The 16,924-nt window shown below is 61.5% G+C and carries 16 protein-coding genes; 9 read left to right on the top strand and 7 right to left on the bottom strand.

Annotation, left to right across the window (positions count from 1 at the left end; genetic code table 11):
- Positions 1-19 precede the first annotated feature (19 nt).
- Positions 20-535, top strand: coding sequence for an aromatic-ring-hydroxylating dioxygenase subunit beta (locus KBB36_RS12750; RefSeq protein WP_290981245.1), 516 nt, complete (start codon positions 20-22; stop codon positions 533-535).
- An 8-nt stretch (positions 536-543) separates the two neighbouring features.
- Here KBB36_RS12750 and KBB36_RS12745 read toward each other — a convergent pair whose 3' ends face one another.
- Positions 544-1,068, bottom strand: coding sequence for a MarR family transcriptional regulator (locus KBB36_RS12745; RefSeq protein WP_290981242.1), 525 nt, complete (start codon positions 1,066-1,068; stop codon positions 544-546).
- 368 nt (positions 1,069-1,436) lie between these two features.
- On the opposite strand from KBB36_RS12745, the gene KBB36_RS12740 reads away from it, so the two are divergent.
- From KBB36_RS12740 to KBB36_RS21000, 7 genes are all read left to right on the top strand, one after another.
- Positions 1,437-2,831: an amidase gene (locus tag KBB36_RS12740; protein ID WP_290981239.1), complete on the top strand. Its 1,395-nt coding sequence runs from the start codon at positions 1,437-1,439 to the stop codon at positions 2,829-2,831.
- A 9-nt stretch (positions 2,832-2,840) separates the two neighbouring features.
- Positions 2,841-3,374 carry a TRAP transporter small permease subunit gene (locus KBB36_RS12735; RefSeq protein ID WP_290981236.1) on the top strand — a complete coding sequence of 178 codons (534 nt, stop codon included), beginning with the start codon at positions 2,841-2,843 and terminating at the stop codon, positions 3,372-3,374.
- The gene (locus KBB36_RS12730) at positions 3,367-4,749 is read left to right on the top strand and encodes a TRAP transporter large permease subunit (protein ID WP_290981233.1); all 1,383 of its coding nucleotides are present in this window, start codon (positions 3,367-3,369) and stop codon (positions 4,747-4,749) included. Before KBB36_RS12735 ends, KBB36_RS12730 begins: the two co-directional genes overlap by 8 nt.
- A gap of 37 nt (positions 4,750-4,786) precedes the next feature.
- Positions 4,787-5,893: a TRAP transporter substrate-binding protein gene (locus KBB36_RS12725; RefSeq protein WP_290981230.1), complete on the top strand. Its 1,107-nt coding sequence runs from the start codon at positions 4,787-4,789 to the stop codon at positions 5,891-5,893.
- Between the two features lie 66 nt (positions 5,894-5,959).
- Complete coding sequence (locus KBB36_RS12720) at positions 5,960-8,308, top strand: xanthine dehydrogenase family protein molybdopterin-binding subunit (RefSeq protein WP_290981227.1); 2,349 nt, start codon at positions 5,960-5,962, stop codon at positions 8,306-8,308.
- Positions 8,305-9,138, top strand: coding sequence for a xanthine dehydrogenase family protein subunit M (locus KBB36_RS12715; RefSeq protein ID WP_290981224.1), 834 nt, complete (start codon positions 8,305-8,307; stop codon positions 9,136-9,138). Before KBB36_RS12720 ends, KBB36_RS12715 begins: the two co-directional genes overlap by 4 nt.
- Positions 9,135-10,241 carry a 2Fe-2S iron-sulfur cluster-binding protein gene (locus KBB36_RS21000; RefSeq protein WP_366933189.1) on the top strand — a complete coding sequence of 369 codons (1,107 nt, stop codon included), beginning with the start codon at positions 9,135-9,137 and terminating at the stop codon, positions 10,239-10,241. Before KBB36_RS12715 ends, KBB36_RS21000 begins: the two co-directional genes overlap by 4 nt.
- Here KBB36_RS21000 and KBB36_RS12700 read toward each other — a convergent pair.
- The 6 genes from KBB36_RS12700 to KBB36_RS12675 form a co-directional block, all read right to left on the bottom strand.
- On the bottom strand, positions 10,238-10,570 hold the full coding sequence (locus KBB36_RS12700; protein ID WP_290981222.1) for a 2Fe-2S iron-sulfur cluster-binding protein: 333 nt from the start codon (positions 10,568-10,570) through the stop codon (positions 10,238-10,240). The two genes, KBB36_RS21000 and KBB36_RS12700, sit on opposite strands and share 4 nt — an antisense overlap.
- A complete protein-coding gene (locus KBB36_RS12695) occupies positions 10,567-12,267 on the bottom strand; it encodes an FAD-binding protein (RefSeq protein WP_290981220.1) in 1,701 nt (566 codons plus the stop codon). Before KBB36_RS12695 ends, KBB36_RS12700 begins: the two co-directional genes overlap by 4 nt.
- A complete protein-coding gene (locus tag KBB36_RS12690) occupies positions 12,260-13,051 on the bottom strand; it encodes an ABC transporter permease (RefSeq protein WP_290981218.1) in 792 nt (263 codons plus the stop codon). Before KBB36_RS12690 ends, KBB36_RS12695 begins: the two co-directional genes overlap by 8 nt.
- Positions 13,052-13,073: 22 nt before the next feature.
- On the bottom strand, positions 13,074-13,844 hold the full coding sequence (locus KBB36_RS12685; RefSeq protein WP_290981215.1) for an ABC transporter ATP-binding protein: 771 nt from the start codon (positions 13,842-13,844) through the stop codon (positions 13,074-13,076).
- A 31-nt stretch (positions 13,845-13,875) separates the two neighbouring features.
- A complete protein-coding gene (locus KBB36_RS12680) occupies positions 13,876-14,895 on the bottom strand; it encodes an ABC transporter substrate-binding protein (protein WP_290981212.1) in 1,020 nt (339 codons plus the stop codon).
- 140 nt (positions 14,896-15,035) lie between these two features.
- Positions 15,036-15,932, bottom strand: a complete 897-nt coding sequence (locus KBB36_RS12675) for a LysR substrate-binding domain-containing protein (RefSeq protein WP_290981209.1) — start codon at positions 15,930-15,932, stop codon at positions 15,036-15,038.
- A 132-nt stretch (positions 15,933-16,064) separates the two neighbouring features.
- Between KBB36_RS12675 and KBB36_RS12670 the strand changes: the two genes are divergently transcribed.
- On the top strand, positions 16,065-16,922 hold the full coding sequence (locus KBB36_RS12670) for an FAD binding domain-containing protein (RefSeq protein ID WP_290981206.1): 858 nt from the start codon (positions 16,065-16,067) through the stop codon (positions 16,920-16,922).
- Positions 16,923-16,924 lie beyond the last annotated feature (2 nt).

Genomic DNA, 16,924 nt, shown 5'->3' with positions numbered 1-16,924 from the left:
GATCTGTGAGGAAACCAGCATGACCAGCCAGATGACCCCGAATGCCGATGCCGTGATGCAGAACCTGCTGCTGCGTCAGGAGATCGAGGATTTCAACGCCGCTTACAGCGCCGCCCTGGATGAAGGCCGCTTGCAGGATTGGCCGGATTTTTTCACCGAGGATGCGCTTTATGTGGTGACCGCGCGCGAGAATTTTGACCGCAACCTGCCGGTTGGCCTGATTTATTGTGAGGGCCGCGGCATGCTGGCGGATCGTGCCTTTGCCGTGGAAAAGACTGCAATGTTTGCGCCGCGCTACCTGCGGCATTTCATCGCCAATACCCGCGTGGTGAAACTGGCCGAGGATGGCAGCATCCAGGCCCGCGCCAACTATATCATCCTGCAAACCTTGTTTGACCGGCCGGAAACCACATTGCATCAGGTCGGCGTTTATCTGGACACGTTCAAGCGTCAGAATGGTTCTCTGCTGCTGGCCGAGCGCAAATGCGTCTACGACAATCTGCTGGTGGCGAATTCGCTGGTCTATCCGATCTGAGGGATAGGCTAGCTCGGATTGAAGATGGTGCGGCCGAGATGGTTGTTGCCATCAATCAGCCGGATCAGCGTGGTGATGAAGGCATTGCGTTCTTCAGGCAGCAAAGGCTCCAGCAAGCGGGCCTGAGCGCGCTGCATTGCCTCATACATTTCGCGTGTTGCGGCTTCGCCTTCCGGCGTCAGGCGGGCCAGCACCATGCGCTTGTCCTTGTCGCTGCGGCGACGTTCCAGCAGACCGCGCTTTGACAGGCGGTTGAGCACATCGGCCACATTGGTGCGATCAATGCCCAATTCGCGGCCGAGCGAATTCTGATCCAGGTCCGGTGTGATTGATAACGTGGTGAGCAGGCCATATTGCACGGGCGTGATGTCAAACTTGGCGCATTCCTCATAGAACAGCGCGTAGTGAATCTGATGCAGGCGGCGAATCAGAAAACCTGGCCGCGCCCAGAGCGGCATTTTTGAAATCAGCAGATTGAGCTCATTCGGCGCCGCCTCGGCCGAGGCGCGGCGCTGTACTTTCTTTTTTGCCACGATGCAAAAGCCCCTGATACGTTGTTCAACAACTTGTAGCTAGCTTATATGCCACATTCACACGCGCCTGAACCAGTCTGCATGGCCGGCAATCAATCTGGTCGATAAACGGGCGGTTGCTGCATAATTATCCAGCAAGGCGAGCCGCGACACAGCAGCAACTTCAATATCTTGAATAAACCGACAGGACGCCAACGACAAGAAAAAATCCAGATAATACGCAGGAAATATACTCATTGCCGTTTCGTCTCACGACATCCTTGGCAACGAATATGACTGCGGAATGAAAAACAGCATTGACGTTCGACCGGAAAAAACATCAGTATAACATCATAAATATTTCAGGGCGTGGCCAGAGCGGGTGGGACATGGCAACTACGTACCTTGGCGCTACTTCGCCGGTTAACGGCGGGGCGGCGCTGCAACAGACTGCGGCAGCGCTTGAGCGCATTGCCGATGATCGTGCCGGCATCAATGCCTTTGTGCATGTTGATGGCGCTGCTGCTTTGGCTGCGGCGGCGAAGCTGGATGCTGAGGGCGATGCCAGCCTGCCACTTTTTGGCCTGCCGGTTGGCGTCAAAGACATTCTCAATGTGGCGGGCATGCCAACACGTTGGGGCTCGCGCAGCATGGCGCAGGCGGCGCCGGCAGCGAAAGACACGATTGCGGTGGCACGGCTGCGTGCTGCCGGCGCAGTGATCGTTGGCAAGACCAGCACCACCGAATTCGCCCATGCAATGATGGGGTATTCAGCGGCACATGGTTTGACGCGCAATCCGTGGAATCCGGCCGTGACATGCGGTGGCTCCAGCGCCGGTGCGGGCGCGGCGGTGGCTGCCGGGCAGGTGCCGCTGGCATTAGCCACCGATGCCGGCGCTTCGACACGCTTGCCGGCGGCCTGCTGTGGCGTGGTTGGGCTGAAACCCACGCTGGGGCGCATCCCGCATGACCTGGTACCCGAGGGCTTTGCCAACTTTATCCACCTTGGTCTGATCGCGCGCGAGGTGGAGATTATCGCACAGGCGCTGGATGCGCTGAGCGGCCCGCTTGATGCCGATCCGCATTCGATTGGCCTGCCGGCGCCTGCTGCGATGGCGGCTCTGGGCCAGCCGATGGATTGGCAGGGCAAGCGCCTGCTGGTGATCCTGAAAGCCGGCAACCAGCATCTGGCCGAGGATGTTCGCGTTGCGACCATGCAGGCAGTGGAGGCGTTCAAGGCGCTGGGCATGCAGGTAAGCCTGCATGATGGCGAGATCGAGAATGCCGAGCCTGTCTGGCGCATTCTGCAACAATCCAACTGGGCGGCGCGGTTTGCGGCACAGTTCAAGGAGCTGGAAAATGTGCTGGAGCCGAGCCTGGTGGCCGGTATCCGCGAAGGCCTGGGCTATTCCGGCCTGGAATTGCAGCGCGCACTCTATCGCCGCACCGAGATTTTCCGTCGCACACAAGCATTGTTTGCCGGTGCCGATTTTATCCTCACCCCGGTGGGTAGCCGCGGCCCGCTGCCTGCCGACCATCCAGTACTGGCGCCGATTGCAGTGGATGGTGTGGAAGTGGGCGACATGCGCCGCGAATGGACACCCTATCTGAGCTGGTTTGATCTCACCGGCCATCCCGCCATCAGTCTGCCTTGCGGCACGGATCATGCAGGGGCTCCGCTGGGTGTGCAGCTTGTAGCGCCCTGGTATGCCGAGGCGCCGTTGCTGGCCTTGGCAAAAGCCTATCAGGGCCGCAAGCCCTGGCCGGTATGGACTGTTTCATAGGAGTGGGATGTGCGGCGGATCGCTTTGACCTTGGCTAGCTGTATCGATGCGCTGAATGAGGGCGTTGGTCGTGTATTGGTGGCAGCGATGCCGTTTGTCATTGTGATTGCCGCAGCAGTTGTGGTGCTGCGCTATGCCTTCCATGTCGGTTTCCCGTGGTTGAGCGAAGCTTTCATCTGGCTCAACGGCCTGACCGTGGCGCTCGGTGCCGGTTATGTGCTGAAACATGAAAAACATGTGCGCGTGGATGTGCTGTTCAAGGATTTCGCACCCGGCGGCAAGGCGCTGGTGAATATCCTTGGTGTGCTGTTGTTGTTGTGGCCCGCCATGTACATCCTTTGGCAATTCGCCTGGCCCTTTGCGATGCGCTCAATCCGCATGGGTGAGGGCTCGGCTACGGCCGGTGGCCTGCCGGCTATGTATGTGATGAAGACCAGCGTGCTGGTTTTCAGCGCGCTGTGTTCATTGCAGGGACTGGCGCTTGTGCTGCGCAGCCTTAACATCCTGTTCCCCGCCCGCAGCGAGAGTGCGTCGCATGTTTGAAATTCCGCACATTCTCGCATTGCTGCTATTCGCGGGTGTATTTGTCATTCTGATCAGTGGTTTTCCGGTCGTGTTCAGTCTGGCTGGCACCGCCGTGATCTTTGCCGGCCTCGGTGTGCTCACCGGCGATTTCAGCTGGGTGCTGCTGTCCTCCATCCCGGGCCGCATTGTCACTATTCTGGTGGATGAAACATTGGTGGCGGTGCCGCTGTTTGTTTTCATGGGCGTGGTGCTGGAAAAATCCAAGCTGGCCGAAGATCTGCTTGTAACCATGGGCCAGCTATTTGGTGATCTGCGCGGCGGCCTGGCGATTTCAGTGGTGCTGGTGGGCGCTCTGCTGGCGGCTTCCACCGGTATTGTTGGCGCCACCGTCATCACCATGGGCCTGATCAGCCTGCCGGCAATGACCAAGGCGAAATACGATCCCAAGCTTTCAAGCGGTGTGATCTGTGCTTCCGGTACATTGGCGCAGCTTATCCCGCCCTCCACGGTGCTGATCCTGCTTGGTATCATGCTGCAAAATGCCAACAGCCAGGCCAATATGAAACTGGGAAAGTTTGGCGGCGATGTAGTAACAAGTACCGACCTGTTTGCCGCCGCTATGCTGCCCGGCCTGGTATTGGTAACCGGGTTTATTGCCTTTGTGATCTACAAGGCGATCCGCGATCCGGCCAGTTGCCCAGCCATCGTAATGACTGAAGCCGAACGAAATGGCCGCCTGCGCCGCGTGCTAGTGGCGGCTTTGCCAACGCTTACCCTGATCTTGGTGGTGCTCGGTTCGATCCTCACCGGTATTGCCACCGCCACGGAATCGGCCGCGCTGGGTGCGCTTGGCGCCATGCTGCTGGCTTTGCTCAAGCGCAAGTTGACCATCGATCTGCTCTGGCGTGTGTCGCAGGATACGTTGCAGATCAGCGTCATGGTTTATGCCATCCTGATCGGCTCAACATTTTTCTCACTGGTTTTCCGTGGCCTGGGTGGAGAGGATATCATCACTGATCTGATCCGGCAGATTCCCGGCGGCCAAAGCGGCGCCGTGATTTTTGTGCTGGCGCTGATGTTCCTGCTCGGCTTCATCCTCGACACATTCGAGATCATCTTCATCGTGGTGCCGATCTTCGCGCCGGCATTGTTCATCCTGGGTGTTGATCCGATTTGGCTCGGCACTGCCATGGCCATCGTGTTGCAGACCAGCTATCTCACACCGCCCTTCGGCTTTGCGCTGTTCTATCTGCAAGGCGTGGCGCCGCAATTGCGCTCCATCGACATCATGCGCGGTGTGATCCCGTTTGTGTTGCTGCAGCTTTTCGGCGTCGTTGCCATCTGGTTCGTGCCGGAATTGGCCACCTGGCTGCCAAAAGTCTTGTTTGGCTAAGCGTGAAAACTGAAGTCTGAAACAGAGGAGACCAACAATGAAGCGTCGTGAATTTGTGAAACTGGGGGCGGGCGCGGCAGCGCTTGGTCTCGGCGCCAGCCAATTCGCCAAGCCGGCGATTGCGCAGAAGAAGATCGAGTGGAAGATGCAGATGACCTGGGCGAAAAATTCGCCGGTCCTCGCCACTGGTGCTGAAACCGTGGCCAGCTACATCACCAAGGCTTCGGGCGGCCGCCTGACGGTGAAGCTCTATGCTGCCGGTGAAATCGCCCCGCCGTTGCAGGTGATGGACACGGTTGCCGATGGCGGCCTGGAAATGGGCCATGGCTATCCGCCCTACTGGGTTGGCAAGCTGAATGCCATGAACTTCCTGTCGCCGGTGCCGTTTGGCCTCACCACCCAGGAGCAGGATGCCTGGTACAAGTTTGGTGGCGGTGAAGAACTGGCCGGCAAGGTTTACGCCCAGCTCGGCGTGAAGATGTTCCGCAGCGGCAATACCTCGGTGCAGGGCTTCGGCTGGTTCAACAAGGAACTGACCTCGATTGATTCCTTCAAGGGCCTCAAGATGCGCTTGGGCGGCCTTGGTGCGCGCGTGCTGTCGGCTGTGGGTGCCACGCCGGTGGCGATGCCGCTGGGCGAAGTGCCGCAGGCGCTGCAATCGGGCGCCATTGACGGCGCCGACTTTGTCGGCCCGGTCAACGACATGGCCTTTGGCCTGCACAAGCTGGCCAAGTATTACTACTGGCCGGGCTGGGTCGAGCCCTGCGGCATCCTGGATTGTTTCGTCAACCTGAAGGCCTATGAGGCTTTGCCGGATGACCTGAAGGAGATCGTCAAGGGCGCCAACGAATATGCCAATGCGCTGGTGGTCAACGAGTTCGTCGCCAAGAATGCGATTGCGCTCAAGACCATGGTGGAAGACCACAAGGTGCAGATCAAGCTGCTGGATGATGACACCCTGATCGCACTGGGCCGGGCGTCGAATGACGTGGTGAATGATGTTGCCTCGAAAGATGCGCTGAGCCGCGAATTGTTCGACAGCATCATCAAGTTCCGCGAGACGGTTATTCCGTACACCAATATCAGCGAACTGGCCTTCATGAAGGCCCGCATGCTGAACTTCCCGTACGGCAAGAAGGTGTAATAGCATGGCGCCGGGCCGCCGATCTGGTGGCCCGGTTGCCTTGCTTCAGGTTTAGGGAGTGAAGCCATGAGCATTGCTCAATCCGGCAGCGGCATCGGCGCCCGGGTACGGCGCAAGGAAGACGAGCGCCATGTGCATGGGCGCGGCCGCTTTGTAGGCGATATCGCCATGCCGGGCCTGCTGGAAGTGGCTTTCCTGCGCAGCCCGATTGCGCATGGCCGCATTCGCGGTATCAGCAAGCCGGCTGGTGGCCGGGTATTCATCGCCGAGGATTTGCAGAATGTGAGCCCCATCGTGGCGCGCTCCAGCCTGCCGGGCTACAAACTTTCGGCCTATCCGGCTCTGGCCACCGGCAAGGTGCGCTATGTCGGCGAAGCGGTGGCAATGTGCGTGGCCGAAAGCCGCGCCGCCGCCGAAGACATGGCCGAGCTGGTTGAAGTGGATTTTGAAGAATTGCCGCCCATCGTCGGCTGCGATCAGGGCCGTGCGCCTGGCGCCGCTTTGCTGCATGAGGAATGGGGCGACAATCTGTTTCTGGAAACCTTCTTCGATAGCGGCATCGAGGAAGTGGCCCGCACCGCGCCGATCAAGGTGGAGCGCGTCTATGCCACCGCACGCCAATGCATGCATCCGATGGAAGGCAAGGGCGTGCTGGCCTATTGGGATTTCCAGGCCGATCAGCTGGTGGTTTACACCTCCACCCAGGTGCCGCATCTGATCCGCACCGGCCTTTCGGAATGCCTGGGCATCGATCAGGCGCGTGTGCGTGTGGTGCCGCCAGATGTGGGCGGTGGTTTTGGTTATAAGTGCCTGTTGCAGCCGGAGGAGATTGCGGTGTGCTGGGCGGCAATGCACTTGAAGCGCCCGGTGCGCTGGGTGGAAGATCGCCGCGAACATCTCACCGCCGGCGCCAATGCGCGCCAGCATCATTACAAGGTCACCGCCTATGCCGATAATAACGGCCGGCTGCTGGGCCTGGATGCCGAAGTGATGGTGGATGCCGGCGCCTATTCGGTGTGGCCGTTCACCGCCTGCCTGGAAGCCGCGCAGGCCGGCGGCAACCTGCCGGGGCCTTATGATTTCCGCGCCTATCGCTGCCGCACCTATTCAGTCGCCACCAACAAGCCGCCCTTTGCGCCCTATCGCGGCGTGGCGCGGCCCGGTGTGTGCTTTGCCATCGAATTGACCATTGATGCCGTGGCCCGCGCCGTGGGGCGTGATCCGATGCAGGTGCGGGCGGAGAATCTGGTGCAGGGAAGTGCCATGCCCTACACCAATGTAACCGGCAAGCATTACGATAGTGGCGATTATCCTGAATCGCTGCGGCAGGTGGCCGAGATGATCGGCCTGGAGAAAATCCGCAGCGGCCCGCGTGTGCTGCCCGATGGCCGCCGCATCGGCCTGGGCCTGGCCACCTATACCGAGCAATCGGCGCATGGCACCAAGGTGTTTGCCGCCTGGGGCCTGCCGCTGGTGCCGGGCTTTGAGCAGGCCACGGTGAAGCTGAATGCCGATGGCACGCTGGAAGTGCGCGCCGGCATCCACACAATTGGCCAGGGCCTGGAAACCACCCTGGCGCAGGTGGCACATCACATCGTGCCGGTGGCCTTTGGGGATATCAAGGTGCGCCTGGGCGATACGGCATTGACGCCTTATTCCACCGGCGCCTACGCCTCACGTGGCATTGTGATGGCCGGCGGCGCTGTATCAAAAGCTGCCACCGAACTGGCCGTGCGTATCAAGGCCATTGCCGCGCATCTCTTGCAGGCCCGTGCCGACGAGGTTGAGTTCCGTGATGGCCGCATTCATGCCGGCAATGCTTCGGTAGGGTTTGCCGATATCGGCCGCGCCTGGTATCTGCGGCCCGAGACGTTGCCCGAAGGCGTGGACACTCATGGCCTGGAAGTGACCGAGGGCTACAAGCCCAAGGTGGATACCGGCGTGTTCTCCTATGCCTCGCATGCGGCTTTGGTAGCGGTGGATGTGGAAACCGGCATGGTGGAAATCCTCGATTACGCCATTGTTGAGGATTGCGGCCAGATGGTGAATCCGATGATCGTGGAAGGCCAGACCTTTGGCGGCGCGGCGCAAGGCATCGGCACGGCGCTGTTTGAGGAAAGCAGCTACGATGCCGCCGGCCAGCCGCTGGCTTCCACCCTGGTGGATTATCTGCTGCCCGGGCCAACCGAGATTCCCGCCATGCGTATCGGCCATACGCAATCGCTGTCGCCGTATACCGCGCATGGCATCAAGGGCGTGGGCGAAGGCGGTGCCATTGCGCCGGCCGGCGCCATCGTCAATGCAATCAATGATGCACTGGCAGAATTGGGCGCTGAAATCGGCACCATACCGGCTACGCCGGAGCGGATTCTGACAGCCTTGCTGCAAGCCGGCCAGAAGGAAGCCGCAGAATGAAGCCGGTCGCCTATGAGTATATGCGCGCTGCGGAGCTGGCTGAAATCTACACCGCGCTGCACCAGGACGAGGGCGATATTCGCCCGGTTTCCGGCGCGCAATCGCTGGGGCCGATGCTGAACCTGCGCCTGAGCCGGCCGAGCCTGCTGGTTGATCTGCGCCATGTGCCGGCCCTGCGCGCGGTGCAGGATCATGGTGATGCCTATAGCTATGGCGCAGCGATCACTCATGCGACTTTTGAGGATGGTCTGGTGCCGGATGCCGGCAATGGCCTTATGCGGCATGTGGCCGGCGGCATTGCTTATCGACCAGTGCGCAATCGCGGCACCATTGGCGGCAGTGTGGCACATGCCGATCCGGCAGCGGATTGGATCAGCACCTTGCTTTGCCTGGATGCGCGTTTGCAGATTGGCAATGGCAAGACACAGCGCCTGTTGTCGGTGGATGGCTTCATGCTGGGTGGTTTCACTACGCAGCTTGAAGCTGGCGAATTGCTGGAACGCATCATTGTACCCAAGGCTTCGGCGCAGGCGCAGTGGAGCTATCACAAGCTCTGCCGCAAGACCGGCGAATTTGCCAAGGCCATCGGGGCCGTGATGCTGGATGCCGGGCGCGGTTATGCTCGGGTCGTCTGCGGCGCCATCGAGACCACGCCGATTGTGCTGGAACAGGCGTCCGCGCTGCTGCTGCAACAGGGTGTTGCTGCGGCCTTGCCTGTGGCTTTGGCAGAAATTGATCAGCGGCTGGCGGCGCGGCCGGAACTGGCGCGGCAGATGTATCGCACCGCCGTGAAGCGTGCGCTGGCCGGGCTGGAAGGAAAGTTGGCATGACCAAGGTATCGCTCACGGTGAATGGCGAAGCCTGCCACGCGGAGGCTGAGCCGCGCACCCATCTGGCCGATTTTCTGCGCCAGCAGGTTGGCCTCACCGGTACTCATCTGGGCTGCGAGCAGGGTGTCTGCGGCGCCTGCACCATTCTGATCGATGGCCAGCCGATGCGCTCCTGCCTGCCTGCGGCGGTCAGTTGCAGCGGCAGCCAGGTGCGTACCATCGAAGGCTTTGATGGCGACGAACTGATGGCGGCCTTGCGTGAAGCCTTCTCGGTGCATCATGGCTTGCAATGCGGCTTCTGCACACCGGGCATGCTGATTACCGCGCGCGATATCATCCTGCGTTATGGCGATGCCGATGAAGCCATCATCCGGCGCGAATTGAGCGGCAATATCTGCCGCTGCACCGGCTATATGGGCATTGTGGCGGCAATCCGCGCTGTGGCCCAGGGGCGTCAGCCAATGGCGGTTGAAGCAATTGCGATAACAGCCGTGGCGGCAGCACCAGTTGCGGCAGCAACGCCGGCGCCAAAACCCGCTGCGGTGGCCGCGGCTCTCGGCCAGGATGGCCCGGTTTTGCGCCAGAGCCTGGAGATTGATGCAGCTATCGATCCGGTGTGGTTGGCATTGGCCGATACCGCCCGCGTTGCCGGCTGCCTGCCGGGCGCCAGCGTGCAGCAGGTGGTTGGCAATCAGGTCAGCGGGCAGTTGACGGTGAAGTTCGGCCCGATCCGCGCCAGCTTTGCCGGCCAGGCCGAGATTGAGCGCGACGAAGCGCAGAAACGTGGCCGCATCACCGGCCAGGGGCGTGATGCCAAGGGCGGCTCCAGCGCCAAGGGTGCGGTCAGCTATGCCCTGCGCGCGCTGTCAGCGGATCGCACCGCGATTGATATCGAAATCCGCTATCAGCTTACCGGCGCGCTGGCGCAATTTGGCCGCTCCGAACTGGTGGCGGATTTTGCTGCCCGCATGGCGGCCAGCTTTGCGGCCAATCTCAGCGCCATGCTGCGCGGCGATGCTGCCCAGGTGGTAGAGACGGATATCAATCTGCCGGCGATGCTGTGGGCCTTGCTGAAGCAGCGCCTGGCCAAGCTGTTTCGTTAAAGCTTTTCGCGTGGCGGCACGGTATCGGTCACCAGATCGCGGAGCAGGCCCTTGCCGGGCAGCGGCTCCAGCACCATGCGGCCGGGCCGCAGCCGCGTGGTGCAGGCATATTCCTTCTCGCCATCCACCAGGATGACGCATTCCTTGCACACATTGGCACTGATACAGGCATAGCGGAAAGCCAGGCTGGAATCCTGCTCGCGCCGCAGCCGCATCAGCGCATCCAGCACCGATGTGCCTTCCTCATAGCGCAGTTGAAAATCCTGATACTGCGTCTCGGCCGGATTTGTGCCACGGCGGATTTGCAGGATGGTCTCAGTCTCGTTCATGCGGCCACCGTCAATAGCGGGGATTTGCTTAAGGCCAGGGTATTTTCCTGGCGCCGGATAATCAGGTTGCGCTGCCAGCTATCCTGCAAGGTCGGAAAATCATCACGCTGATGCGCGCCACGACTTTCGCGCCGTTCCAGCGCCGCCAGCGTTACCGCTTCGGCGCTGCTCAGTGCCGCGCGCAGGTCATACCAGGATTGCAGTTGCATATTGAACACCGGGTTCTCACCGGCCGTTGCCGTTGCAAGTTCAATTTGCATAGCGCGTAGCCGCTTCAGCGCTGCGGCCAGATCGGCGGCATTGCGGAACGGCCCCACCTTGTCCCACATCAGGCCGGGCAATTCGGCTTCCAGTGCGCCGATCACATCGTGGTTGTTATCCGTTGGCCGCAAGCGTGCCTGGTACGTCTCCAAAGCTGCCGCCAGGGCTGCCGCCGGCAAGGCGCGACGCGGCGCGGCCTGCTGCGCCGCTTCTTGCCCCGCCACCCAGCCGAATACCAGGGCTTCAGGGATCGCATTACCGGAAAGCCGGTTGGCGCCATTGGCGCCGCCCACCGCCTCGCCGGCAGCATAAAGCCCGGCCAGGCCGGTGCGCATCGCGGTATCCACGCGGATACCGCCCATGTGGTAATGCGCAATCGGCGCCACTTCCACATCCATGCTGGAAAGGTCGATGCCGTTCTTGCGCAGCTTGTCGATCACCGGGCCGAAAGCCGCCAGCAGATCAGCTTCCGGCAGATGCCGGAAGCTGAGCCAGGCGCCGCCATGCGGGGTGCCGCGCCCGGCCGCCACTTCGCTCAGGATGGCAAATGTGGTTAGGTCGCGGGTGGTGGTATAGCCTTCGGCATTGCTGCCATCATAGCGGCCGATGAAGTCCTCGCCCTGGCCATTCAGCAGCCGGCCGCCAAGTTTGTAGCGGAATGGATCCCACATGATCGGGTCCATCCCCACCAGGCGTGGCGCCAGATGGCCGATGGGAAAGAATTGCACAAATTCCATATCGATCAGTTCAGCGCCGGCCTGCAAGGCCAGATGATATGAATGTCCGCCCATATTGGCGCTGGCGCTGTTGCGGCGATACAGCTTGGTCAGGCCACCCGCGGCGATGATCACGGCACGGGCGGATATTGCCACCGGCTCGCCCTCGGCCAGCAGATAGCCAAAAGCCCCGGCACAGCCTTCGGCATCGGTCAGCAGGTCAGTGACCACCAGATTGCTGACCCGGCGGATACGATTTTCCCGCGCCACCTGCTTGCGTAAAGTGGCGGCAATGGCCGGGCCGGTATTCAGCACATCCACATAGCAGCAGCGCTGGCGGCTATGGCCGGGCGCCATCACCTGGGCGATGCCCTTGTCGTTGCGCGCCCAGCCCACCTGCCACTCGTCCATCTCGCGGATACGCACCGGGGCTTCGCGGCACAGTAATTCAGCCAGGGCCGGATCGCACAGGCCACGCCCGGCTTTCAGCGTATCGGCATAATGCAGATGCCAATCGTCAGGCTCAGCCTCGCTCAAGGCGGCCGCCACGGTCATCTGCGCCATGATGGTGGCGCCGCCGCGGCCGATCAGGCTCTGATCCACCAGCAGGGCATCCATGCCGGCGCGGGCGGCAGCCAGCGCGGCATACATGCCGGCGCCGCCGGCGCCGATGATCAGGATATCAGTTTCAACCTGCCGCATCTTGTCTGCCTCAACCATGAGCACCACCACGGCCGCGCCGCCAGGGCAGGGCCATTTTTTCCAGCATGTTCAGCAAACCCATCAGGCCCAGGCCGATCACCGCCAGGATAGAGATGGCAGCAAAAACCCGCGGCGTGTCGAAATTGCCTTGGGCGCTGAGGATGATATAGCCCAGGCCCTTCTGCGACGAGACGAACTCGCCCACAATTGCCCCCACCAGAGCCAGCGACATCGCCACTTTCAGGCCGGCAAACAGGCTGGGCAGGGCGCAAGGCAGTTTGATGCGCCACAGGATGCGCAAGCGGCCGCCGCGCAGCACCTTGGCCAGGTCGATGATATCCGGCGCCACCGAACGCAGGCCCAATGCCGTGTCGATCACAATGGCGAATACCGCGATCAGTGTCGTGATGGCAATTTTCGGCTCGGCGCCGGTGCCGAGCCAGATGATGAAGAGTGGCGCAATCGCCACTTTCGGCACGCTGTTGAGCGCCACAAAAAGCGGGAAGATCATGCGCTCGAAGGCGGGTGATTCAACAATGGCGATGGCAAAGGCGATGCCCAGGATGGCAGCCACCAGGAAGCCGCTTAAGGTGATGCCCAGGGTGTAGAAGCTGTTTTCCAGGAACCAGAGCGGAAATTCGGCGATTTCGGCAATGATCAGATGCGGCGCCGGTAGCAGGATCGGCCGCACGCTGAACAGCACCACCAGCGCTTCCCACAGCAGCAGGAAAGCGATGGCGGCTAAGAGCGGCATGGCGCTGCGGCGCAGGCTGGCGGAAAAGGCGGCTAGGCTGAGGCGCATGGGGTGGTGTCCTCGCTGATTGTCAATCGTGGATCAGGCCCATCGATTCGAAGATGCCACGTATCTGGCGCACATAGCCGGTGAAGGCCGCTGATTCGCGGTCTGCCAGTTTGCGCGGCTGCGGCAGGTCGATGGCTATATCGGCCAGGATGCGGCCGGGGCGGGCGCTGAATACCAGCACGCGGGAAGACAGATACACCGCCTCGCTGATGCTGTGGGTGACAAACACCGTGGTCATCTGGCGCGCCGCCCAGATTTTTTGCAGATCAACATTGAGCTGGTCGCGGGTCATGGCGTCCAGGGCGCCAAAAGGTTCATCCATCAGCAGCAATTGCGGCTCCAGCAGCAGCGAGCGGCAGATCGCCACACGCTGGCGCATGCCGCCCGACAATGTGGCCGGATAGGCATCGCCAAAACCGGCCAGGCCAACCATGGCCAGCAACTGATCGGCGCGGGCCGCATAATCGCGGCGCGGCAGATTGCCGAATTCCGCCGGCAGCAGCACATTGTCGCGCACACTGCACCAATCCAGCAGTGCATCACGCTGGAAGGCGATGCCGAGCCGCTCCGGTGGCTCGGTGATCGGCACGCCATTCAGTTCCAGCGCGCCATCACTGGGCCGTTCCAGCCCGGCGAGGCAACGCAGGAAGGTGCTCTTGCCGCAACCGCTGGGGCCAAGCAGGCTGACAAATTCACCCTCGGCAATTTCCAGCGACACGCGGTCAAGCGCCAGCAGGCCATCCGGCCCGCCGAAACGCTTGGCCACATCACGGGCACGGATCAATGGACGCATGGTTGCACCAATACGGATTGCTGCATGCGGCTCAGGGTGCGCCCTTGGCGGTGGCGGCGATCAGCTTGGTATCAAGCAGATCGTTGGTGTAGTAATCCGCCGCCTTTTGGCCAGCCGGGATCAGGCCGCCGGAAGACAGGGTTTCCAGCGCCGTGGTCCAATCCGCTTCCGCCATCACGCCCAGCGGGCCATCCTTGGTGGCCGGGGTGCGGAAATAGCCCTTCAGCGCATCAATCTGATCACGCAGCACCACCGGGTTCAGCTTGGCCTGCGGCCGCGCCGCGATAATCGCCTTCACGGCTTCATCCTCGTTGCCGGCCTCGATATACATCCAGGCGCCGGCAGCGATGCTGGCGAAGCGGGTGAGGGCAGCGCCCTTTTCCTTGATCTTCTGTTCGGTGGCCACCAAGCCGAAGCTGGGGAAACTGAGGCCCAGATCGGCGAAGCGGATATTGCTGGACGGGCGCTGCGCCTTCACCACGCCGAGGAAGAACGGCGCTGAGGAAAAGGCGCCATCGGCACGGCCGGCCATATAGGTGCCGGCCTTGGCAGCGGCATCCACACTGATCAGCTCCACATCGTTGCGGGTCAGGCCGCCAGCGGCCAGGAAGCGGTCCAGGAACGGCGTTTCCAGTGAGCCTGCGGTGTAGGCCAGCTTCTTGCCCTTCAGGTCGGCCGGGCTTTTCCAGCCGCTTTCGGCTGGCACCAGCAGGCCAATATCATTCTGGCGCGCAAAGGCTGCCACGGCTTTCACCGGCAGGCCCTTGGCGCGGGCAATCGCCATCGGCGCCAGAGCGGCATGGCCAATATCAAATTCACCATTGCCAACGATCTGCACCGTGGTGACCGAACCGTTGCCATCCTCAAGCTTCACATCCAGGCCCTGTTTGGCGAACCAGCCCTTGGCGGCAGCCAGGTGAAACGGCGCCTGCACGCCCCAGGGTGTCCAATCCAGACGCACATTGATCGTATCGGCGGCATGGGCTGCGTTAAAAGTCAGCATACCGCATAGAAAGGCGGCAGTGAGGCCAAGTTTGCTGGTCATCTTCATGGAATTACCCCCTGGCTGGTTGCTCAAAATGATTGAATGACGCTTGAAAAGCGCATTGCTACTGCGTTTTTTCAGGCTCGCATTCCGATCAGGGGGTGTCAATAAAAAAGAGGTATGCTGAACAAAAAGCAAATTTCATCTCACCGCGCTTCAGTGAAAACTCTTTGCAGATGATTGAGGAATTCCACCACCGCGCTGGGCAGCTTGCGATCTTCCAGCACGCAGACATCCACACTGGCCTGCTGCAATTCGCGGTCCACCAGCGGAATTGGCTTCACCAGGCTGAAATCGATTTCGCGCCGCACCGTCATGCGCGGCAGGAAGGTGACACCGCTGCCCGAGCGGGCAAAGCCGCGCAAACCTTCAATGGAATTGGTTTCCAGCGTTGGCCGCAGCACCAGCCGCGCCGAGCGGCAGCGTGTATCCAGCAGGGTGCGGATGCCAAAACCCTTTTCCGGCACCGCGACCGGATGCGCCAGCGCCTCGCTGAGGCTGATCCGCTTGGCCTTGGCCAGCACATGGCGTGGCGATACCACGGCAAAAAGCGGATCGCGAAAGCGGGCCGCATAACGCACGCCGGGTTCAGGGCTGGACGTGAAAGCGATACCGATATCGGTATCGCCATCGCGCACCGCCGCCATCACATGTTCGGTGCCGGTGATGGTGAGGCGGAACGTGACGCCGGAAAAACGCTGCCGGAAGGTGGCAATGGCCTGGGTCAGGCCGTCGGCCACCACACCTTCCACACTGCATAATCTGATATGGCCGCGCCGCAGGCCCTTGAGATCGTCGATCTCGGCATGCACCCGCTCATGATCCAGCAAGGCAGCGCGGGCATAACGGGCGAAGATTTCGCCGGCCGAAGTCAACACCACGCCACGCGCATGGCGCTCAAATAGCGGCAGGCCCACTTCGTCTTCCATGTTGCGAATCTGGCGGCTGATTGCCGAAGGCGCCACATGCAGCCGTTCGGCAGCAATGCGAATCGAGCCGCAGCGCACCACTTCATCGAAGTAGCGCAATTGTGCCGAAGCCATGAGCGATACTCCCGCTTATTGATTGTGCGAATTATCGGAACGCCTTGTTGCCAAAATAATACTTGTAAGAACGCTCGGCATCTACAAGTCTATGCCGCCAGATCAGGCTGAGAGTGTAAGAGTAGAGATGCGATGAAAGCCCCTGCGATTGCCTACCATGCGGCACAAAGCCTGGCGGATGCACTCGGCATACTGGCGGCGCCGCCCGGCGATGTGCGGCTGGTGGCGGGTGGCCAGAGCATGGTGGCGGCATTGAACCTGCGCCTGGCGGCGCCTGATCTGCTGCTCGATATCGGTCGCCTGGAGGAATTGCGCGGCATTCGGCGCACAGGCACCGCGCTGCATATCGGCGCGCTGACCCGCCATGCCGATATTGCACGCGATGCCCAGGTGCAGGCTGCCTTGCCGATGCTGCCGGCGATCTGCCGCCACATTGCGCATCCGGCAATTCGCAATCGTGGCACTCTTGGTGGCAGTCTGGCCTTGGCCGATCCGGCAGCGGAATGGCCCGCTGCGATGCTGGCCTTACAGGCGCGTTTCCTGCTGCGATCACAGGCTGCCGAGCGCTGGGTGATGGCGGCGGATTTTTTCCAGGATGTGTATGAAACTGCACTCCGGCCGGATGAAATCCTCTGTGCCATTGAGGTGCCGTTACCGGCAGAAAATACGCGCTGGGCCTTTGATGAATTTGCCCGCCGCCATGGCGATTTTGCCCTGGCCGGCATGCTGCTGCTGGCGCAGGTGCGGGATGGCCGTATCGCGGCGCTGAATTTTGGCTGCCTTGGCCTGGGCCGCGTGCCGGAAGCGGCGCCGCAAACCGCGGCAGCCTTGCAGGGCCTCACATTGGCTGAAGCAGCCGACAAGGTGGCGGCTTTGCTGGCGGCTGAATTAGCGCCATTGGCGGATCGTCACGCCAGTGCCGAGTATCGGCGCCACTTGGCTGGGCTGCTGGGCCAGCGCCTGCTGCGCCGTATTGCGAATGAAGGCTGATC

Source organism: Ferrovibrio sp. (assembly GCF_017994015.1).
Classification (GTDB): domain Bacteria; phylum Pseudomonadota; class Alphaproteobacteria; order Ferrovibrionales; family Ferrovibrionaceae; genus Ferrovibrio.
The sequence above is the reverse complement of the archived record's forward strand: the minus strand, read 5'-3'. Positions and strand labels throughout refer to the sequence as shown.